Annotated in this window: 15 protein-coding genes and 1 pseudogene; 6 read left to right on the top strand and 10 right to left on the bottom strand. The window is 64.1% G+C overall.

The features are described 5' to 3' along the window. Positions 1–74 precede the first annotated feature (74 nt). Both AB0J29_RS33105 and AB0J29_RS33100 read right to left on the bottom strand, forming a co-directional pair. On the bottom strand, positions 75–533 hold the full coding sequence (locus tag AB0J29_RS33105; RefSeq protein WP_364794546.1) for an alpha/beta hydrolase fold domain-containing protein: 459 nt from the start codon (positions 531–533) through the stop codon (positions 75–77). 125 nt (positions 534–658) lie between these two features. Beyond that, a complete protein-coding gene (locus AB0J29_RS33100) occupies positions 659–2,197 on the bottom strand; it encodes an AMP-binding protein (protein ID WP_364794544.1) in 1,539 nt (512 codons plus the stop codon). Between the two features lie 133 nt (positions 2,198–2,330). Here AB0J29_RS33100 and AB0J29_RS33095 point away from each other — a divergent pair, with 133 nt between their 5' ends. Beyond that, positions 2,331–4,076, top strand: a complete 1,746-nt coding sequence (locus tag AB0J29_RS33095; protein WP_364794543.1) for a helix-turn-helix domain-containing protein — start codon at positions 2,331–2,333, stop codon at positions 4,074–4,076. On the opposite strand, the pseudogene AB0J29_RS33090 reads toward AB0J29_RS33095, so the two are convergent. The 4 genes and pseudogenes from AB0J29_RS33090 to AB0J29_RS33075 form a co-directional block, all read right to left on the bottom strand. Beyond that, positions 4,058–5,099: pseudogene (locus AB0J29_RS33090) on the bottom strand (LLM class F420-dependent oxidoreductase). The gene AB0J29_RS33095 and the pseudogene AB0J29_RS33090 sit on opposite strands and share 19 nt — an antisense overlap. Positions 5,100–5,112: 13 nt before the next feature. Further along, positions 5,113–5,871, bottom strand: a complete 759-nt coding sequence (locus AB0J29_RS33085) for an SDR family NAD(P)-dependent oxidoreductase (RefSeq protein ID WP_364794542.1) — start codon at positions 5,869–5,871, stop codon at positions 5,113–5,115. A gap of 9 nt (positions 5,872–5,880) precedes the next feature. After that, positions 5,881–6,513: a nuclear transport factor 2 family protein gene (locus tag AB0J29_RS33080; RefSeq protein ID WP_364794540.1), complete on the bottom strand. Its 633-nt coding sequence runs from the start codon at positions 6,511–6,513 to the stop codon at positions 5,881–5,883. A 65-nt stretch (positions 6,514–6,578) separates the two neighbouring features. After that, positions 6,579–7,733: an acyl-CoA dehydrogenase family protein gene (locus AB0J29_RS33075; RefSeq protein ID WP_364794537.1), complete on the bottom strand. Its 1,155-nt coding sequence runs from the start codon at positions 7,731–7,733 to the stop codon at positions 6,579–6,581. Positions 7,734–8,190: 457 nt separating this feature from the next. On the opposite strand from AB0J29_RS33075, the gene AB0J29_RS33070 reads away from it, so the two are divergent. Next, positions 8,191–10,134 carry a fumarylacetoacetate hydrolase family protein gene (locus tag AB0J29_RS33070; RefSeq protein WP_364794535.1) on the top strand — a complete coding sequence of 648 codons (1,944 nt, stop codon included), beginning with the start codon at positions 8,191–8,193 and terminating at the stop codon, positions 10,132–10,134. Between the two features lie 243 nt (positions 10,135–10,377). Here the strand turns inward: AB0J29_RS33070 and AB0J29_RS33065 are convergent, their stop codons facing one another. Then, complete coding sequence (locus AB0J29_RS33065; protein ID WP_364794534.1) at positions 10,378–10,785, bottom strand: hypothetical protein; 408 nt, start codon at positions 10,783–10,785, stop codon at positions 10,378–10,380. 414 nt (positions 10,786–11,199) lie between these two features. Here AB0J29_RS33065 and AB0J29_RS33060 point away from each other — a divergent pair, with 414 nt between their 5' ends. The 4 genes from AB0J29_RS33060 (at position 11,200) to AB0J29_RS33045 (ending at position 15,184) form a co-directional block, all read left to right on the top strand. Next, the gene (locus AB0J29_RS33060) at positions 11,200–11,994 is read left to right on the top strand and encodes an LLM class F420-dependent oxidoreductase (protein ID WP_364794532.1); all 795 of its coding nucleotides are present in this window, start codon (positions 11,200–11,202) and stop codon (positions 11,992–11,994) included. Between the two features lie 204 nt (positions 11,995–12,198). Further along, positions 12,199–13,989: an ABC transporter substrate-binding protein/permease gene (locus AB0J29_RS33055; RefSeq protein WP_364794530.1), complete on the top strand. Its 1,791-nt coding sequence runs from the start codon at positions 12,199–12,201 to the stop codon at positions 13,987–13,989. A gap of 74 nt (positions 13,990–14,063) precedes the next feature. Beyond that, positions 14,064–14,789, top strand: coding sequence for an amino acid ABC transporter ATP-binding protein (locus AB0J29_RS33050; RefSeq protein WP_364794529.1), 726 nt, complete (start codon positions 14,064–14,066; stop codon positions 14,787–14,789). 98 nt (positions 14,790–14,887) lie between these two features. Beyond that, positions 14,888–15,184 carry a hypothetical protein gene (locus AB0J29_RS33045; RefSeq protein WP_364503863.1) on the top strand — a complete coding sequence of 99 codons (297 nt, stop codon included), beginning with the start codon at positions 14,888–14,890 and terminating at the stop codon, positions 15,182–15,184. 284 nt (positions 15,185–15,468) lie between these two features. Here the strand turns inward: AB0J29_RS33045 and AB0J29_RS33040 are convergent, their stop codons facing one another. The 3 genes from AB0J29_RS33040 to AB0J29_RS33030 are packed head-to-tail and all read right to left on the bottom strand — an operon-like array spanning position 15,469 to position 19,291. Then, positions 15,469–16,734: a CHAT domain-containing protein gene (locus tag AB0J29_RS33040; protein WP_364794528.1), complete on the bottom strand. Its 1,266-nt coding sequence runs from the start codon at positions 16,732–16,734 to the stop codon at positions 15,469–15,471. After that, on the bottom strand, positions 16,731–18,269 hold the full coding sequence (locus AB0J29_RS33035) for a tetratricopeptide repeat protein (RefSeq protein WP_364794526.1): 1,539 nt from the start codon (positions 18,267–18,269) through the stop codon (positions 16,731–16,733). The genes AB0J29_RS33040 and AB0J29_RS33035 overlap by 4 nt, the downstream gene beginning before the upstream one ends. Continuing rightward, on the bottom strand, positions 18,269–19,291 hold the full coding sequence (locus tag AB0J29_RS33030; RefSeq protein ID WP_364794525.1) for a hypothetical protein: 1,023 nt from the start codon (positions 19,289–19,291) through the stop codon (positions 18,269–18,271). Before AB0J29_RS33030 ends, AB0J29_RS33035 begins: the two co-directional genes overlap by 1 nt. Positions 19,292–19,344: the final 53 nt, after the last annotated feature.

Genomic DNA, 19,344 nt, shown 5'->3' with positions numbered 1-19,344 from the left:
GCCTCAAAACCGGGACGCTCTACAACGAGGCGACGGCCTGGCCCGACCTCACTCGTACGGCTGCTGCTTGACATTCAAGCTCCTGGGATGTCTTTGTGGATCAGCGCTTCCGGGCCGAACATGGGTTCGCGATATCGGTTGTACACGTGTGACAGGCCGGTCATGGCCAGATCGGTCAACGGCGACAGTAGAACCACGCGGTCGGGTTGGCGGGAATCGGCGCGCCTGGCAACTATCGCCGACAGGGCAAGAGCGCCGCCCGCGGAGTCGGCCACAACCCAGAGACGGCCGGAAGTACGAGCATGTACGTATTCGATCGCGTTGATGGTGTCCTGGTGCGCGGCTGGGAACGGAAACTCCGGTGCCAACCGGTAGTGGAGCAGATAGCCCTGTGCGCCGGTCCGGTCGCAGAGCCGATCGATGAGGCGTCGGTGGCTGTCGTCGACGCCGAGCACGAAACCGTTCCCGGGGACGTACAAGATCGAATCTTTCGTCCGGCCGGTGCCCCGCGCCTCGATGCCGAACTCGGCCACAGTCTGGACCGTTGCGATAAGTTTCGCCCTGACCAGAGTCTTTCTGGCCTTGATCGGATCATAGTTTCGATTGAATCGGCGTTTGAACAATCGCATGATCGCCGATGCGCACCGCAGGTGAGTGCTCATTTCGCTGATCCGACGTCCGCTCGGAGTGCGCTTTTCTGGATCTTGCCGACCGATGTGCGCGGCAGCGCCTCGATGAATTCGACCATCGATGGCACCTTGTAGGCGGCGAGTCGTTCGCTGCAATAGTTCACGAGTTCGTCGGCTGTCACCGCGCACCCCTCGCGAAGGACGACTACCAGCTTCACCGCCTCGTCGCGGATATCATCGGGCACAGCGACCGCGGCCGATTCGAGGACCGCTGGGTGTTCGTCGACCACGCGCTCGATTTCAGCGGCGGAGATGTTCTCTCCAGAGCGCTTGATGATGTCGCGTACTCGATCGGTGAAGACGATGAATCCGTCTTCCCGAGCGCGAACGAGATCTCCGGTCCGTAACCATTCGCCGCTCAAGACCTCGCTCGTCGCGGCAGCGTCGTTCAGATAGTGGCTCATCAGCGAGACTCCGGGAATTCCTTGCACCATGAGTTCGCCGGTTTCCCGAGGTGCCGCGTCGGAACCGTCCTCGGCGACAATCCTGATCCGAGCGGTGACGGCACGTCCGACGGTCGTGCTGTCCCGGGCACCGATCAGCGGGTTCATCAGCGGTGGGGCGATGGTCTCCGTCATGCCGTAGATCTGGATGAGCGGACAGTTGAACCTGTCTTCGAACTCGGCGAGCTCCGCCGGTGTCAGATTCTGGCCGAATATCACCGCCCGAAGGCGGTTTCGCGCCTCCGACGCGGACGAAGGATGACGCAGGATCATTCGGGCCGGCGACGCGAATAGGCTCGCGAGACTGGCGTCGTGCCGACGCACTTGCGCTGCCCATCCGGAAGCGGAGAAACGGTTGGTGACCGCAAGCGAGGCTCCGGTGACGAGCGCGGACATGGCGCAGTAGTACTGGGCGTTGGCATGGAACAGCGGCAACACCACCAACCAGCGGTCGTCGGGTCTCATCCGCAGATGCTGGGCAACGACGTTGCCGGCATGCAGATAGTTTGCGTGGGTGATGACGACCCCCTTCGGCTTGCTGCTGGTGCCAGAGGTGTAGAGCACGGCCGCCGCTGCCGATGGGTCCAGCCCGGCTGGCGGCGCGGATATCGTGCGAGCTGCGGCCGAGGCGCGCAAACCGAAAGCCGCACCGGTCGTAACGATCTCGACACTTCGGCCGGCCGCGGATGCGCGCACCCGCTGGGCTGTCTCCTCGTCACACACGACCACCTTGCTCGACGAATGACTGAGCATGTGTGCGAATTCGTCGCTCGTCGCGCGGGGATTCATCGGTGCGATGACAGCTCCGAGGAACGCGGCCCCGAACCAGCAGGAAAAGAAGTCGCGCCCATTCGGCAGGGCAAGTGCGACGACGTCGCCCTGACCGACGCCTGCGGAGTGCAGGACTGTCGCGCCGGTGGTGGCCAGATCGAGCGCGGCGGCGTAGTCGAACTCCTCGATGCCGCTCTCATCCTCGAAGCGAAGGAAGGCAGCCTCTGGTGTCGCGGCCGCTCGCTCGATCAACAGCGTGCCAATGGTGTGAGCGCCGAAGGGCAAATGGTGCACCGTACTGATCTCCTCGTTCGCGGACGGTGCATCAACGGTAGGTGCGAGTTGAGCTGGTTAGTATGGCTCAGTGAGACATATCTGAGCCCTATTCATCGGCTCGACGAGACAATCAATAGCAGGAGAGTTACGGGTGGGTTCAACCGACGATGCCGATCGGGACCTCCGGGCAGGTGGCAGTGGGCACGCCTACTCCGCACTCGTCGAGATCGGTACGCAGATCCAAAACCACGACGTTGCGCTGCAGACAGTCGTCACGACCATCGTGGAGCGGACCGCCGGGCTGGTGAGCGCGGACGTCGCGTGGCTAGCAGTATTGGACGAATCAGTGCAGGCGTTGAAGATCGTGGCGGCGACGGGCCACCGTCACCCGGCTTTCACCGCGATGTCGGTCGGACTGGGAACCGGCCTCGGCGGTGTGGCCCTGGCGCAACGGCAGACCATCAGCGTGCTGGATTACCGCAGTGACCCGCATCCGACCCCGGCCGGGGTCCGGGAGGCGGTGGCGGCGGAGCACTTGGTGTCATTGGTCTGTGCGCCGATGTTTCGCGCGGACCACATGATCGGCGCCCTGTACGTGGGTCGACGTCGCCGCGCCGCGTTCTCGGAGGCTGAACGCGACCTCGCTTCGGCGTTGGCGACGCAGGTGGCGATCGCGATCGAGAACAGAGACACCCGCACGCAGTTGGAAACCAGCAATACGCTGCTGGCGGCGAAGAACGAAGTGCTCGAGCAGTCCGCAGCCATCCATGAGCGATTGACCGCGGCGACGTTGCGCAACGTGGGCGTCGCCGATATCGCCCAATCGCTGACCGAGTTGCTGGCCCGGCCGCTGAAGCTCGAACAAGACCTCGCCGAGCCATTCGCGCACTGGTACGGCGGTGCGGCCGAACCCGCCGTGCCCCGGGAAACCCGGCGAATCATGGCAGGCGACACCGATCTCGGAAGGCTGACCATTGTCACCCAGCCACCGCTCACCGACATCGAATGGCGTGCTGTCGAGCACGGACTCACCGTCTTGGCGGTCGAACTGCTCAAGCAATCGGCCCGCCGCGAAGTCGAATGGCGTTTGGGCGGAGAACTTCTCAGCTCGCTGTTGAGCAGTCCCGGACAACTCGATCACGCCATGGTGCGTCGCGGCGCACGATTCGGCGTCGACCTCACCCGACCGCATCGGGTGATCCTGCTCGAGCCGATCGATGACCATCCACTGGATATCGCCGAGGTCCAAGCCGCCCTGTACTCGGCGGCCCGAGCGGCCGGCCTGCCGGAACTTCCCCGGCTGGTCACAACCGTCGGACCGACGAGCGTCATGGTCGCGCTGCCGACCACGCCAACCGACCCGCTTACCGAGTTCGTCCAGGCGATACACGCGAGGTCGAAACTTGCGAACACGGTCATCATGGGAATCAGCCGTGCGGGACACGATTTCACCGGTGCCCGCAGAGAGGCGGACGCGTGTGCTCGATTCGCCAGGCTCGCCGGTGACCAGCGACCGACGGTAAGTGCCGACGACATCGGACCGATGAGGTTTCTGTTCGCACTGACAGACGTAGCCCCGGTCAAACAGTTCGTTGCGGAACAGCTGGATTCGATTCTGGTCGACTACGGCACCGACAGCGAACTGTTCCGAACACTCCGTGTGTATCTCGAATCGGACGGACACCACCCGACGATCGCGTCCCGGTGCAATATTCACAAGAACACAGTCAAGAGCCGCATAGCCCGTATTTGCACGGTACTCGGCCGCCCACTGAACGACCCGCAAGTCCGATTCGAACTCCGCCTGGCTCTTGGACTTCACGACTTTCTGTTCACCATCGGACGTCTCACCGACGACGATCGCGACAAACGACCTCGCTACCGCACGAGCAGTTGAAGACGTTCGGTCAGCCGCAGTCGACCGAGTCGGTCGGCTCCGATGGGCCATATCGTCAATGCTGTCGCACCCGCCTCCGCGAACGCGGCAAGCCGCTCCTTCACATAGCCTTCGGGGCCGATCAACGAGATCGAGCGCACCAATTCATCGGGAACCGCTCGGGCCGCCTCCGCCTTCCTGCCACTCAGGTACAACTCCTGGATGCGCTGTGCTTCAGCGGCATAGCCATAACGCTGGGTGAGCTGAAAGTAGAAATTCCGCGATCGAGCGCCCATCCCGCCGATGTACAAGGCCAGCAGCGGCTTTACTCGATCGATGTACGGCGCAGGATCATCGACGATCGCGGCCGGGGGCGAAGCGTAGATTTCGAGCGGTCCCGACATCGGATCTCGATTACGCAACCCCGCGGCCAAGCAATCACCCCAGACCTGCTGCACCTTCTCCGGGCAGAAGAAGATCGGCTGCCAGCCCTCGGCGATTTCAGCTGCGAGCGTGACGTTCTTGGGACCAACTGCCGCCAGTACAATGGGAATCCGTTCGCGGACAGGATGATTGATGAGCTGGAGCGGTTTACCCAGGCCGGTCCCGCGACAAGCAGGTAGCGGAATCTGATAGTGCGATCCGTCATAGGTCAGCGTCTCGCGCCGCCAGACGCGGCGGCATATCTCGACCACTTCCCCTGGTTCGGCCGACGGGGGCGTCGTAGGCCACACCGTGGAACCCTTCGATCACCTGCGGGCCGGAGGCGCCGAGACCGAGTATGAATCGCCCATGCGACAGATGCTCCAATCCGGCCGCCGTCATTGCCGTGAGGGTGGGCGTTCTCGTATACAACTGCATCACGCCCGATGCCAACTGCATCGTCGAAGTCCGGGCAGCCAGATACCCTAAAGCGCTCACCGCATCGAATGAATAGGCTTCCGGAACAACCACGAGGTCCAGTCCGGCGCTCTCGAGGTCGGTGATCTCTGCGGCCAAGACATCGAACCCACCGGAGTACTCCGCCGCCATACCGATACGCAGGCGTGTCGAACCGTCAGCCATTGCCACGCCCGAGCCGAGCGCCGCCGTCGATGCGAATGGTCTCACCGTTGATCATCGGATTCTCGATGACATGCGCCACCAGATCCGCGAATTCCGCGGGCGCTCCGGGCCGGACCGGATGTGGAATATCCGCCGTTACCGCATCCTGCACATGCACAGGCAACCTACGGAACATCGGGGTATCGAACGGTCCCGGCGCGACCGTGACGACGCGGATAGCCGCACCGGCCAGATCACGCGCGAGCGACAGGGTCATACCGGCTACGCCCGCCTTGGATGCCACGTAGGCGGCCATACCCGCGGGTGCGTCGTATCCTGCGATGGAACCGACGTTGACCACGACGCCTCGCTCACCGTTGAGCGGGAGGTAGCCAGCCATACGCTCCGCTGCGAGACGCAGCACATTGAATGCGCCGATAAGATTGACCCGGACTACATCGGTGAACTGCTCGAGCGGTAGGGGACCGGAGGCACTCAGCGTTGGCCCGACGCGATCAATTCCGGCGCAGTTCACCACGGCCCCCAGTGGCCCGAATCTCTCGGCCAGGTCCAACGCCGCAGCCACATCGGCCTCCAGGCAAATATCCCCGGTGACCTGATGGACCGCGACACCCGTCGCGGCTTCCAGATCGCCACTGTGCGCATCGAGCACGACAACAGTCGCCCCTCGCACGGCGAGTTTGTCCACCACGGCTCTGCCCAGACCGGACGCTCCACCGGCCACCAGTACCGAGCAATCTGCGATATTCATTGCGGCCGATCACTTCCCGGTCGGGTCGGCGTGCCGTGCGCGGGCAGCGCCCCACAGATCGGCGCCCTGCATCGGAATAATCGGTACGTCGAGGAGGCCGATGCCCTGGTAAACCACGTCATGCGGTGCGCGCTGACCGACCGAGATGTGCTCTGGAGGCAGGTCGGAGCCTTGGGGAACGACCACTTCGCGGCCGGCTTCGACGACCGTCTGACGATGCAGGATCCGCCAGGCCCCCCGCTTCTCGAAGACGTCCACGTAGCGGCCCTCCAGTTGCTGGTCGATAAATCGCCCGGAGCCGTCGTTCATCGGAATATGGTGCAGTACATACCATTGGCTTTCCACAAACGCGCGATTGCCGTCGAGGTCGATCAGCGGATTGGTGATCGAGTGCTGCGAGTTGGCGATCTGGGCGAGCAGTGGCACCACATAGTCCGCGAAGTCGTGAGCGTTTCCGTTGTAAAACCAGTGAATGTCGGTGCCATCCGGGTGGTAGCAGGATTTGAACAGGTCGATATCGCAACGGTCAGCGGCGCGCGCATACCGGTAGAGGACGTCCCGGATGGCCTCCTTGTCCTCCAATGCGGCGATTCTGAGCTCGAGTTGATCTCTGTATTCGGCTGAATTCTCGGCGAATGTCATGTTCGGCGTCCACTTCCTACAATTCGAGGTACTGTTCCGGTATATCTGTCATTGCGTCGGAGACTTCATAGCGATCTCGCGACTATCTCTTTCATGATCTCGTTTGTTCCCGCGTAGATTTTTTGAACCCGGGCATTGGCGTAGAGTCGGGCGATCGGATATTCGGCCATGTATCCGTACCCACCGAAGACCTGCAAACAGCTGTCGATGACCCGGCACTGTTGGTCGGTCAGCCACCACTTGCACATCGCCGCATCGACAGCATCCAATGCTCCGGACCTGAACCGAATAACGCACGAATCCAGGTAAACTCGTGCGGCATGTGCCGCGGTTGCTGCTTCGGCCAGCACAAACCGAGTGTTCTGCATATCCATCAAACGTTGATCGAACGCCAGTCGGTCCTTGGCATACGAAACCGTCTCACATACCGCGACCTCCATCGAGCAGACCGCCGTTGCCGCAGCGATGAGACGCTCTCTCGGCAGTTGAGCCATGAGCTGCGCGAATCCTTCACCTGGCACACCGCCGAGCAGGTTTTCCGCAGGAACCTCGACATCATGGAAGAACAATTCCACCGTGTCGTACGAATGCAGGCCGAGTTTGACCAGGTTCCGGCCGCGCTGAAATCCCGCAGCGTCGCCCGGCTCGACGCATATCAGCGAGATTCCTTTCGCGCCCGCAGTCGGATCGGTCTTCGCTACGACGAGGATCAGATCGGCCAGTGCGCCATTGGAAATAAATGTCTTCGATCCGTTGATGACATAACGGTCGCCCCGCAGGCTCGCCCGTGTCCGTAATGATTTCAGATCGGATCCCGCTGACGGCTCGGTCATCGCGATTGCCGCAACAACTTCACCTCTCGCCATTTTCGGCAGCCACTGCTGCCGCTGCTCAGGTGTCCCATACTCGAGAATGTAATGCGCCACAAGGGCATGTACGAGATGCCCCCATTCATTTCCGGGACGGGCCACCTCGGCCTCGACGATCGCCAGATCGTGCGCGATGTCTCCACCTCCTCCGCCGTATTCTTGTGGAATGGAGCAACAGAGCAGGCCGCACCGTCCCGCTTCTTCCCATACCCAACGGTCGACCGCACGTTGGCCGGTGAACTTCAATCGATTCGGCTCCATATGCCGGTCGTAGAAATGCCCGGCAAGCTCGGTGAGCTCGCGAACTTCGGTGTCGTGCCAGGGCGGAATGTACCCAGCTGCCGCGGCCATGCCACATCCTTTACGAAGTTGCCGGTGACTATCGGCGGGAATTGGATTCGGTCTTCGAACGATATGGGGACAACCGGCTGTCCACTATGTCTCGCCGGGACAATCAATCACCGTATTCGGTGTCGAACCGAGACACCGTAGTTTCTGGACCGGCCGGGGCGGGATCGGTGACTCAGGAGGCTTACTGCTCGTGCCGCCCGGCAAGTGGCTCCGGCCCGGCCTGTCGAGTGCCGACCGAGTGATCAGGATCGTTGCTGACACGAGGTACTGCGAGAGCGGCTGGACGTGGTCGATCCGCGGTGGCAGTGGCCGCCTGCGGATGTGCCTGGTCAGCCTGATCCCGTTGTTCCAGGGGCTGAACGATCTGCGGGACCAGGGCTTTACGCGCTGGCAGACTAGACGTATGTTGGCCAGCACAGGGAATGTTCACCGGCATAACGTGAGGCGCGTGATATAGATGCAGTGGTTGACGTACAAAACAAGCGAGGGCGACCGAGTCGGTGTGCTGTCAACGGATGCGATCTATGCCCTAGCTCCCGGGGTCGCCTTGATCGATTTGATCGGATTGGGAAGCGACCGCCTGCGTGAGGCTGGTGAGCAGGCGCTACGGAACCCGGCTGCCGTGACGGCGTTGGACGCTGTGCAACTGCGGCCTCCCATCCCGAACCCGCCCGCGGTCCGCGACTGCCTGTGCTTTCTCGACCACATGCGAAACTGCCAAGAAGCCATCACCGGTAATCGCGTGCTCAAAGACGCCTGGTACCGGATCCCGGCGTTCTACTTCGCGAATCCGTCCGAAGTGCTCGGGCCCTACCAGGACGTTCCCATTGCGCCTGGCAGCGCCTGGCAAGACTTCGAGCTCGAAATCGCGGCGATCATCGGCGTTGGTGGCCGGGACCTGTCCGTCGCGGAAGCAGAACAGGCGATCATCGGCTACACGATTTTCAACGACTGGTCGGCGCGCGATCTGCAGATCCTCGAGGGTCAGCTGGCGATCGGGCAAGCCAAGGCCAAAGACAGCGGACTTACGCTCGGCCCGTGGTTGGTCACTCCCGACGAACTCGAACCCTACCGCCGCGACGGGCAGTTGAGCCTCGACGTTGTCGCAGAAGTCAATGGTGAAAGGATCGGCTCCGGATCGACCGGAGCGATGGACTGGACATTCGCCGAAGTGATCTCCTACGCCTCGCGAGGCGTCACACTTCGTCCCGGCGATGTGTTCGGCTCGGGCACCATCCCCACGTGCACCTTGATCGAGCACCTGGACATGGCCGATCCGAAGTCGTTCCGCGGATGGCTTCACGACGGTGATGTGGTCACTTTGCGAGTGCAAGGTTTGGGAACTACCCGCCAGACGGTCCGTTCGACTCCTGCTCCACATCCGCTACCTGCCAGGCTGAATCCGGATGCGAAACCTGCCGCCCGTCGCGTGAACAAAGCTCCGGCACGCATACCGTTCAGCAGGGGACTGCACGAAGTGGGTCAGGGTGTCTGGGCGTGGATGCTGCCGGATGGCGGGTACGGATGGAGCAACGCGGGCCTGATCGCTGGGGACGGCGCGTCGTTGCTGGTCGACACACTGTTCGATCTGGCGCTGACCCAGGAGATGTTGGCCGCGATGCGGCCGATCACCAATTCGGCTCCGATCCGCGACGCCGTGATCACCCATTCCAACGGCGATCACACGCACGGTAATCAGTTGCTCGATCCCTCGGTCCGGATCATCGCCGCCGCGGGTACCGCGGACGAGATAGCCCACGAGACGTCGCCGGAAATGTATGCGATGACCCAGGTCGCCGACCTCGGCCCGCTCAGCACGTACGCGCGGGACCGTTTCGGATACTTCGACTTCGGCGGCATCACCCTGCGCAACGCCGATCTGACCTTCGAGCGGAAGCTCAGCTTGGATATCGGCGGTAGACCGGTGAAGGTACTGAACCTGGGACCCGCCCATACCGCGGCAGACGCCGTTGTCCATGTCCCCGATGCCGGTGTCCTGTTCGCTGGTGATCTGTTGTTCATCGGATGTACCCCCGTCGCGTGGTCCGGGCCGATCTCCAACTGGATCACCGCCTGCGACACGATGATCGCTCTGGATGCGCCGACGGTGGTGCCGGGGCACGGTCCGGTCACCGACTCCGATGGGATCCGCGCGGTTCGCGGATATCTCGTGTTCATATCGGAGCAGGCGGAGGTCGCCCACGCCAAGGGCATGTCCTTCCAGGAGGCCGCAGATTCCATCGACCTCGGGGAGTACGCCGATTGGCTGGACGCCGAGCGTGTAGTCGTGAACGTCTACCGGCGATACCGTGAACTCGACTCCGAGACACCTGAGATCAGCGTGATGGATCTGGTGCGGATGCAGGCTGAATGGCACCTGCGCCGCAATGCGCGACCGTGACGTCCGCGCTTCGGCAGACCGAGTGATACGCCGCAGGGCGCAACGCGGCAGATCAGTCGCGCCGCGTCGGGGTGTCGTCGCCGGCTGGAATTCGCGCAATGATACTCACCGGCTCCAAGCGTTGATGGCTGCGATGAGTGCTGCGGTCTGGTCATCATCGAAGTGCTCACGCACCTGCTGGCATGTCCGTTGATCGCTATACCGAAGATCGGCGAGAGGAATTCAGGCTTTCCACCGCCGTTATCAGCCGGTGGACCCGGTCGACGTCCCGCCGTTCGGGGCAGGATCGTTGTCGACCTGCGCGGTCAGGTATTCGATGCTGCGCGGGGAGCCGGGTATCCACTTGCTGAAATCGTCTGTGAAACCGGGCTTGTAATCAGTCGGACAGGAAGGCCGCAATGCTTCGGTCCGGTGCGGGCTTACCCACGTGGTGGACTGCTTTCCGAGCCCGGTCGTGCAGTTCATCCGCCAAGTCACGCGATAGGTGTCGTCGGTGTCGTTGTGGCAGGTGTAGTCGTCACCGCAGTTCAGTCCGGGGGCGAGTTCCTTGGCGGCGGCCTGCGGGGCGAGCATCCCGGTCGCGGCGGCGATCAGGGCGGCGATGCTGACGCCCACTGCCGATCGGGTCCACAGTCCATTGCTCTTCGTCATGTTCGCCAACAGTACGGAGATCAGCGAACGGTGTCGGTGTCCCTCGCCCCCCGATCCATGGTGGTGCCAGCTACACCGTCGAAACGGTATGGATGTGGAAAAGTGCACTGGCACAGGGACTTTCGGAGCAGGTTTCGTGCCGGTGCACACGCTTCGCCCAGCCGCGGGAGCACCTCCGGTCGGGCGACCCGGCCGATCTCCGGCCCCTTCGTCAGCGCTCCGAATGGGGCACCTGCTGGCACCGCCGATCGCCCCGGCCACCGTGGTCCGCAATACCCAGCCTGATCCTGCCGGAGGTCGGCGATATTCGCGCGGCCTATCAGGGAACCCGACAGCGACTTTGTGAATAAAGTTGCGTAAGTTCAGGAAAACGGAACCAGATCCAGCGACGACGAAACGACGAGGAGCAGGCTCATGACCCGACCGGTTCGAATCGGCGTACAGCTACAGCCCCAGCACGCCCCCGACTACGGACTCCTGCGCGACGCCGTACTGCGCGCGGAGGACGCGGGCGTCGACATCGCCTTCAACTGGGATCACTTCTATCCGCTGGCCGGCGACGCCAACGGCGCGCATTTCGAATGCTGGACCATGCTCGGCGCCTGGGCCGAGCAGACCGAACGGATCGAGATCGGCGCGCTGGTCAGCGGCGGCGGTTACCGCAATCCTGATCTGCTCGCCGATATGGCGCGCACCGTGGACCACATCAGCGATGGCCGACTCATCCTCGGCATCGGCGCCGGCTGGTTCAAGAAGGATTACGACGAGTACGGCTACGATTTCGGCACGCCGGGAACCCGGCTGGCGCTGCTGAAGGCGAATATGGCCCGGCTCACCGCCCGGCTGAAGAAGCTGAATCCGCCGCCGACCCGCCATATCCCGATCCTGATCGGCGGCGGTGGCGAGAAGAAGACGCTACGGCTGGTCGCGCAATACGCCGATATCTGGCACACCTTCGCCGACCTCGACGCAATCACGCACAAGAACAAGGTGCTCACCGAGCACTGCACGGATATCGGCACCGATCAGGCGAGGATCGAGCGTTCGGTGCAATGGCCCGGCGCGGAGCGGGCCGCGAGGTTCGTCGAGGCGGGGGTGAGTCTGTTCACCATCGGTGTGAGCGGGCCGAAGTTCGATCTGAGTGAGGTCGAGCGGGCGGTCCGTTGGCGTGACGAAGTCAATCCGGAGCCGGTCAGAGGTCTGGCCTGACCCTGGTTCGCCGAAGTGCTGGGCGGGGCGTAACACCCGTTGGCGGTCGGGTTCGAATCACCGTGATCCGAATTCCGGGATCGGGCCAGGTCGCCCCGTCTGCGCACGCCCGGCGGCCGTACGCTCTGGCAGCGCGGTGTGACCGACCGCGCACAGTGCGGGTAGCAGCGGATCAGCGCCCTATCGGCCGCTAGTGTTCCCATCATGGCTGGTCTGCTCGCTGTGCGATCTCGTGCGTTGATCGCCGTGCTCTTGCTTGCCGTCGGCCTCGTCGCTACGGCGTGCGGTTCCGGCGACGATTCGTCCGATCGAAATCAATGCACACCGCCCGGATTGAGCGCGGCGTCGGCCGCCCCGACGAACCTCGGCTCGGCTGCCGCGGCCGGTGCGGACACCTACACCACCGCGAGCACGCTGCCGGTGTCGGCGATAGATACCAGCAAGCTGCGGCTCATCACGCCGGGCAAGCTCACCGTCGGCACGCTCTCGGATGCACCGCCGAGCATCTGCCTGAACTCGGCGGGCGCGTTCACCGGCTTCGACAATGAGCTGCTGCGCGCGATCGGTGCGAAACTCGGCCTACAGGTGGAGTTCTCGGGCACCGAATTCGCGCCGCTGCTCTCGCAGGTCTCCGGCGGTCGGTTCGATGTCGGTTCGTCGAATATCACCACCACCGCGGAGCGGCGCGAACGCGTCGGATTCACCAATGGTTACGACTTCGGCTACTTCTCGCTCGTCGTCTCGAATGGCAGTGCTATCAAGGGCTTTTCGGATCTGGGGCGAGGTAACCGGATCGCCGTCGTGCAAGGCACGGTGCAGGACGATTACGTGGTCAACCAGCTGCATCTGGATCCGGTGAAGTTTCCGGATTACGCCACCGCGTACGCGAATCTGAAGTCCGGTCAGGTCGATGCCTGGGTCGCGCCCTCGGCGCAGGCCGAGGGGCAGGTGAAGCCGGGCGGCGGCACCACGATCAGCCAGAACACCTTCAGCCTGGACAATTTCGTCGGCTACGCGGTCGCCAAGAACAATCAGCCCCTTATCGACGCGCTCAACAGTGGTCTCGACGCCGTGATCGCCGATGGCACCTACGCGAAGCTCTACACGGACTGGGTGCCGAGGCAATTGCCGCCCGGCTGGAAGCCCGGCTCGAAAGCCGCACCCACACCGCAACTTCCGGACTTCGCCGCCATCGCCGCGGCGAAGAAGACCACCGACAATGCGCAGAACGCGCCGAAATCGACAATGCAGCAGTTGAAGGAGACATTTTTCGACTGGTCGCTGTACCGCAAGGCATTTCCCGATCTATTCAAGACCGGTCTACCGAATACCCTGATCCTGGCGCTGGTTTCGGGTGTTCTCGGCACCATCCTCGGCATGTTGCTCGCGGTCGCCGGCATTTCCCGGACGCGCTGGTTGCGTTGGCCCGCCCGGGTCTACACCGATATCTTCCGCGGCCTGCCCGCGGTGGTGATCATTCTGATCATCGGACTCGGCATCGGCCCCGTCGTGCGCGGTATCACCGGCAATAACCCGTATTGGCTCGGTGCGATCGCGCTGGCACTGCTGGCCTCGGCCTATATCGGTGAGATCTTCCGCTCCGGCATCCAATCCGTGGAGGCAGGTCAATTAGAGGCCGCGCGCGCCATCGGTTTCGGCTACCGCCAGGCCATGACATTGGTGGTGATTCCGCAGGGCGTGCGCCGGGTGCTGCCAGCGCTGATGAACCAGTTCATCGCCCTGATCAAGGATTCGTCGCTGATCTACTTCCTCGGACTGCTCGCGACTCAGCGCGAACTGTTCGCGGTCGGCCGAGATCTCAACGCGCAGACCGGAAATCTCTCCCCACTGGTCGCCGCCGGTCTGGTCTATCTGCTGCTGACCATCCCGCTGACGCACCTGGTGAACTACATCGACCACCGGATGCGCACCGGCCGACCCGACCAGCCCATCGACCAGGTCGAGGCGGCGACGATTACGGAAGGGCGCGGGTAAACCATGAGCCAGCGAATCGAGAACACAGTGCCGGAGGCAGTCATGCCGGAACCGAGCGTCAGCGAGGTCGAGGAATGAGTGCCTCTCTCACCGGAACCGGTCTGCGTTTGACGCTGGGCCACAACCAGGTGTTGCGCGGCGTCGATATCCATGTCGACGCGGGGAAGACCACCACCGTCATCGGACCGTCCGGCTCCGGCAAGTCGACGCTGCTGCGTGTGCTGAACCGCCTGCACGAACCCGATCAGGGTGATGTCCTGTTGGACGGCAAGTCGGTGCTCACCGAGGATCCGGATAAGTTGCGCCAGCGCATCGGCATGGTCTTCCAGCACTTCAACCTGTTCCCGCACAAGACGGTCGCGGAGAATGTCGCGCTCGGGCCGCGCAAGCTGCGCGGACTGTCCAAGGACGCCGCCCGCGCGCTGGCCGTCGAGCAGCTCGAGGTGGTCGGGTTGGCCGATAAGGCCGATTCGCGACCGGCGAATCTGTCCGGTGGGCAGCAGCAGCGGGTGGCGATCGCCCGTGCGCTCGCCATGCAGCCGGAGATCATGTTCTTCGACGAGGCCACCTCGGCGCTGGATCCGGAGCTGGTGAAGGGCATTCTCGCGCTGATGGCCGAGCTGGCTACCCAGGGCATGTCGATGATCGTGGTGACCCACGAAATGGGTTTCGCGCGCAGCGTCTCCGACAGTGTGCTGTTCATGGACGCTGGTCAAGTGGTTGAAACCGGCACACCCGACGCCCTGTTCGACAACCCGCGGACGCCGCGACTGCAACGGTTCCTCTCCCAGGTTCTGTGACGCGCAGCACACCTCTAGTAAACTCGATAGATGCGCACCTGTTAATGTGTCGTCGCGCTCGGCGCCACACGTCCAGCAATGGGAAACGAGGAGGTTCGATGACCACAGCGCATCACGAGCACACCGAACACCAGCACACCCACGGCCCCGGCTGCGGCCATACCGAAGTCCCACACGGCGACCACACCGACTACGCCCACGACGGCCACCTGCATCGTGAACACAACGGCCACTGGGACGAATGCGAACCCGCCGCCCACGTCGAACACCCGGGCCACGACCACACCCACGGCCCCGGCTGCGGCCACGAAGCCGTCCAACACGGTGACCACCTCGACTACCTCCACGACGGCCACCGCCACGCCGCCCACAACGGCCACTACGACGACCACTGACTCGCCCCGCCGCTGTCCAGCTCGGACCGGCAACCCGAAAAGTCGCTGTCGGTCGCTGGGGAGCGGCATGGGCGATGTTCAGACGCTGCTCATTCCGCTGGCGCGGTGTCGGTGAGTGCGGCCAGTTGGAGCTGTTCGAGCCGGGCGGGGTCGGCGACGAGTTCATATTCGATGATCTTGTCGCCGTCGAATACGAACATGATGATGAGTCTCAGTCGGCCGTGCGGCGCGACTGCGATTCCTATTGTGGCGAAGCGATCGGACGCATACCGGTAGTCGCGCCCTCAGGTGCGGACGGTGGCGAAGGCGGACCAGAGCAGGGGGGAGTGTTCGATGGCGTGGGTGGTGCGCCAGGCGGTGAGGCGGGTTCGTTGCCAGGTGGCGAGCGCGGTTACCGGGTCCGAGCGTTCGTGCGCGGCGTCGATGGCGCAGATCGCGTCTTGGAGCGGGCGCGCGTCGGGGGGTGCACCGGCGAAGCGTTGGAAGGCGAGGTCGGTGGGGAGCGGCCAGCGGCTGGCGGTCACCAGTTCGGCGCCGCCGTTGATCATCGCGGCGACCAGGCCGAGCGCCTCGCTGAAGCGCATATCGCCGCCGCTTTCGCAGGCGATCAGGGCGACTCGGCTCGGCATGGGCCAAAGTTGTGGTCCAGCAGCGGGTTCGGCGGTCAGCGTGTGGGTGCCGAGCAGGAGGTCCTTGGCCGAGAGCGGGCGGTGGGCTCGGATGGGGGTGGCGAAGCCGATGGATTCGGCAGCGCAGGCGAGATGGAGTTCGGAGGTTTCGCTCTGGCCGGATTCGGGTGCCGCTGCGGTCACATGTCCCACGTAGATCAAGCGGCTGGCACCGCCGCGTAGTGCTGCGCTCAACCAGCTTCGATCGATATCCGTGCGGCGGAATGCCTCGGTCGGATCGTCGACTGCGGGTAGTAATCGGCCCTTGGCCGAATATTCGGCAACCCGTTGGGCGAGTGGGGCGTCGGGGTCCATGCGGCCGAGGACGGAACCGAGCGCGGAATCGGCGCGGAAGCCCGGAACGCGTGGGTCGAGGACGGCCACTACCGCAAGTGCACTCGTCTCGGACCAAGCCCGCACCGTGCGCTCCGGACCGTGCACAATGCTGGCGGGGGCGAGCAGGCTGATATCGGCGATATCCACCAGGCGTAGCTCCGGGTCGGGAGCGATGATCTCCCAGGGGATCTGAGCTACCCGGGGTGCGGGTTGCAGCCGAATATGTGGGCGTACACCGCGCTCGTGCAGGTCGTACAGCTGTGCCGCCAGGCCATAGGGCAGTAATGCGCAGGAAAGCGACTGCGCGACAAGATATTCCGCATCGTAGGAGGCGAAGGCGCCGGTGGTCATGGCACGTTCGAGTCCGCCGGGCACCGCTGGATTCGGCAGCGCCTGCGCGAACCGCTCGACGGCGTCGGTGATCGCATCCCCGGGCAGCATGCTCGCGCCGTGGGCATAGTCGTCGCGCAACCAGCGCCACGACATGTACAGATCGCCCGCATCCGCCATCCGCACAAGGACGGTCGGTTGTTCCGATGTGGTCATGCGGGCAGCACCCGGCTGTCGCGCACCGGATGGCCGTACCGCCGCTCGGCGGCCTTGATATACGCGGCCAATGCGATATGTCCGTCCGGTGCGACTGCCACCCGCGGCGGCGGCGTCACCGGCAGCCCCGCGCTCGCCGCGACCTCTGCGAGCGCCGTGCCCAGCAGGGGTGCCGACCCACTCTGCTGCGCTCCGGTCCCGACCTGCACGGTTGGTGGTGCTGCCGCGGCCGGTGGATCGAATAGTTCGAGCCCCGGCCGCGGCGGTGTGCCGACAGTGGATCTGGCGATATCCAATGTCGTACCCGCGCATTGCGTTTCGATGAGGTCTACGATCAGCGGACCATTGCCGGACAGATAGGCGAACCGGAATGCCATACGCATGGCCGGATCGGCGATCTGGCGGTTCCATTTCTCGCGTTGATTGCCATTGGTCAGGGTGTATCGCACGGCATCGATGGCCAGCGCCGACGGCACCGCGAGATCGATTGCCCGCCGCAATACCTCGGCATCCGGCGTTTCGGCTGCCTCGACCACCGACTCCAACAGCGCGGCGTGCCAGAAATCGATTCTGGCACAGTGCAGTCCGAGTCCGCGCTCGGCATAGGCGGCGAAAGCCGCGCTGATGAGGGCTTCGCCTTCGTCGTATCGTCGGTTCGAATAGGCCACGGTCGCCAGGCGCACCCGCACATCGGCGGCATCGAGCACCGCACCGGATTCGTGAAAATAGTCGAGGCTGCGGCGGTAGAGCTGCTGCGCCGCATCGGTATCGCCACGGCCCTCGGCGAGAAACCCCATGGTCTTCAGTCCGACACCCGCGCGGTATCCGAGTCCGGCGCGCTCGAAGTACTCCTGGCTGGACCGCAACGGCGGTTCCGCCTCGTCGAATCGATCCAACCTGACATGCATCACGGCCAGATTCTGTTCCGTCTCGGCGACCGCATTGCGATCATCGGCCGCCTCGAAGGCCGCCAGCGCCTGGCCCATGAAGTCGACGGCGAGCTCGCGCCGTCCGGTCTCGAAGTAGATTCCACCGAGTGTCGAGAGCGGATGCCCAGCCAGATGTGGTGCGAAACGCACTGCCGCATCCAATGATTCGGTGGCGAGTTCGATGGCATAGGCCCAGCTCTGGCGATGAAATGCCACCGCGGTCAGCGAGAGCAGACAGGCCACCCGCTGCATACTTTCGTCATTGTGTTCGGTGAGCAGCGCACGCGCCTGTTCCAGCGCCTGCTGCGCACCGTCGAGATCGCCGACGTGCTGCAGCGCCTGGGAGAGGTTGATCAGGGCGGCGGGCCGCTTTTCGATCGCGTCCGCGGGCATCTCCGCGAGCGCGGCACCGAACATGGCGATCGCCCCGGCATGGTCGCCGAGTTCGTCGCACATGCTGGCGGCATTGATAAGCGCGCTGACCCGTAAGCCATCCGTGCTGGTCCTGGCGATGTCCTCGAACAGCCGCCGAGCCTCGGCGACATCGCCGCGCTGATAGGCGGCCGCGCCTGCAGCGAGTAGTTCGCGACCGTCATCGGCGTGCATCAGAAGTCCGAATCCGATGCGGCGGCGGCGATTTCGGCGAGCAGGGGCGCGTCGACGGCCTCGTCGGCGCGCGTAGCCCGACGCAACCGTGCGGTCGCGAGCTCACGAATCTGTCGCCGGACTTCGGGACCACCCAACTCGGGCGCGCCGGGCGCACCGACACCGGGCACATAGATATCTACCGTCGAAACGGTATCCGACGGCGTGGTGACCGCGCCGGTCCACAGATCGCCGACCAGATCCAGCTCGGCCTCGGCGGTGCCGACAGGTGTGGTGATGAGGGCGCGTGGGCGCAGGTGGGTCGGTGCTGGCGCGTCCAATCGGGGTGCGGCTACCGCGGTGACGTGGACCGTCGTAGTTCCCGAACTGCGGGTCGATTCCCACGACACAGCTCGTTCGGACGCGTCGACGAGGCCGGGCGGGCACCGCCGCCAATCCCATCCGCTCGTGCCGCGTGCGAGCGACAGCGCCCCGGCTGGACGGTCGGCCCCGCCGCCGGCGGCCAGTGCGTAATCCGCTGCGCGAGCAGATACTTCGACGGAAGCGGGGATATCCACCGATTCATCGTCACCGATGAGCGGTTCGCACTGCGTGCGTAGTGCCGTGATCTCCTGGTCCAGCAGCCGATCGTCGAGCGCGGCGATGCCATCGATCGTCGATGCGGGCCACCATCGCGCGGCCCAATACGCGAACCCGAGCCGCCAGGCAGCGGCCACCAGATCCGGCACCGCCGGTTCGGCCACGTCGGTGAATTCGGGTTCGCCGCTCTCGGCATCGGCAGTGGCAACGGCGATCCGCTCGCCGTATACCGCCCACAACCAGTCCTGGGCGAGCTCGACATCATCGATCACCGCGGCCGGAATCGTCTGTCCGGCAAGCAGACTCCAGGACAAATGGCCGCCGACTACCTCGAGCACCAGCACGTCTATTGCCGCGGCAGCATCCAACACCGTCGGCGCTCCTTCGGGCGCGATGATCCAGATCCCGTCCCCGCCCGGCTCGATTCGCACGGTCTCGCTCATGCCTCCACCTCGCTAACGCTCGGCTCCGGCACGAGCGAGTGCTCGGCTGTGTT

It is taken from the genome of Nocardia sp. NPDC049707 (genome assembly GCF_040674855.1).
Lineage (GTDB): Bacteria > Actinomycetota > Actinomycetes > Mycobacteriales > Mycobacteriaceae > Nocardia.
Note: the sequence above shows the minus strand (reverse complement) of the source record. Positions and strands in the feature narration are given on the sequence as shown.

Excerpts from the sequence above, each read along its gene's own strand:
- AB0J29_RS33040 (WP_364794528.1), bottom strand. The coding sequence starts at position 16,734 with ATGACCACATCGGAACAACCGACCGTCCTTGTGCGGATGGCGGATGCG.
- AB0J29_RS33035 (WP_364794526.1), bottom strand. The coding sequence starts at position 18,269 with ATGCACGCCGATGACGGTCGCGAACTACTCGCTGCAGGCGCGGCCGCC.
- AB0J29_RS33085 (WP_364794542.1), bottom strand. The coding sequence starts at position 5,871 with ATGAATATCGCAGATTGCTCGGTACTGGTGGCCGGTGGAGCGTCCGGT.
- AB0J29_RS33060 (WP_364794532.1), top strand. The coding sequence starts at position 11,200 with ATGACCCGACCGGTTCGAATCGGCGTACAGCTACAGCCCCAGCACGCC.
- AB0J29_RS33065 (WP_364794534.1), bottom strand. The coding sequence starts at position 10,785 with ATGACGAAGAGCAATGGACTGTGGACCCGATCGGCAGTGGGCGTCAGC.
- AB0J29_RS33050 (WP_364794529.1), top strand. The coding sequence starts at position 14,064 with ATGAGTGCCTCTCTCACCGGAACCGGTCTGCGTTTGACGCTGGGCCAC.
- AB0J29_RS33045 (WP_364503863.1), top strand. The coding sequence starts at position 14,888 with ATGACCACAGCGCATCACGAGCACACCGAACACCAGCACACCCACGGC.
- AB0J29_RS33075 (WP_364794537.1), bottom strand. The coding sequence starts at position 7,733 with ATGGCCGCGGCAGCTGGGTACATTCCGCCCTGGCACGACACCGAAGTT.
- AB0J29_RS33055 (WP_364794530.1), top strand. The coding sequence starts at position 12,199 with ATGGCTGGTCTGCTCGCTGTGCGATCTCGTGCGTTGATCGCCGTGCTC.
- AB0J29_RS33030 (WP_364794525.1), bottom strand. The coding sequence starts at position 19,291 with ATGAGCGAGACCGTGCGAATCGAGCCGGGCGGGGACGGGATCTGGATC.
- AB0J29_RS33080 (WP_364794540.1), bottom strand. The coding sequence starts at position 6,513 with ATGACATTCGCCGAGAATTCAGCCGAATACAGAGATCAACTCGAGCTC.
- AB0J29_RS33070 (WP_364794535.1), top strand. The coding sequence starts at position 8,191 with ATGCAGTGGTTGACGTACAAAACAAGCGAGGGCGACCGAGTCGGTGTG.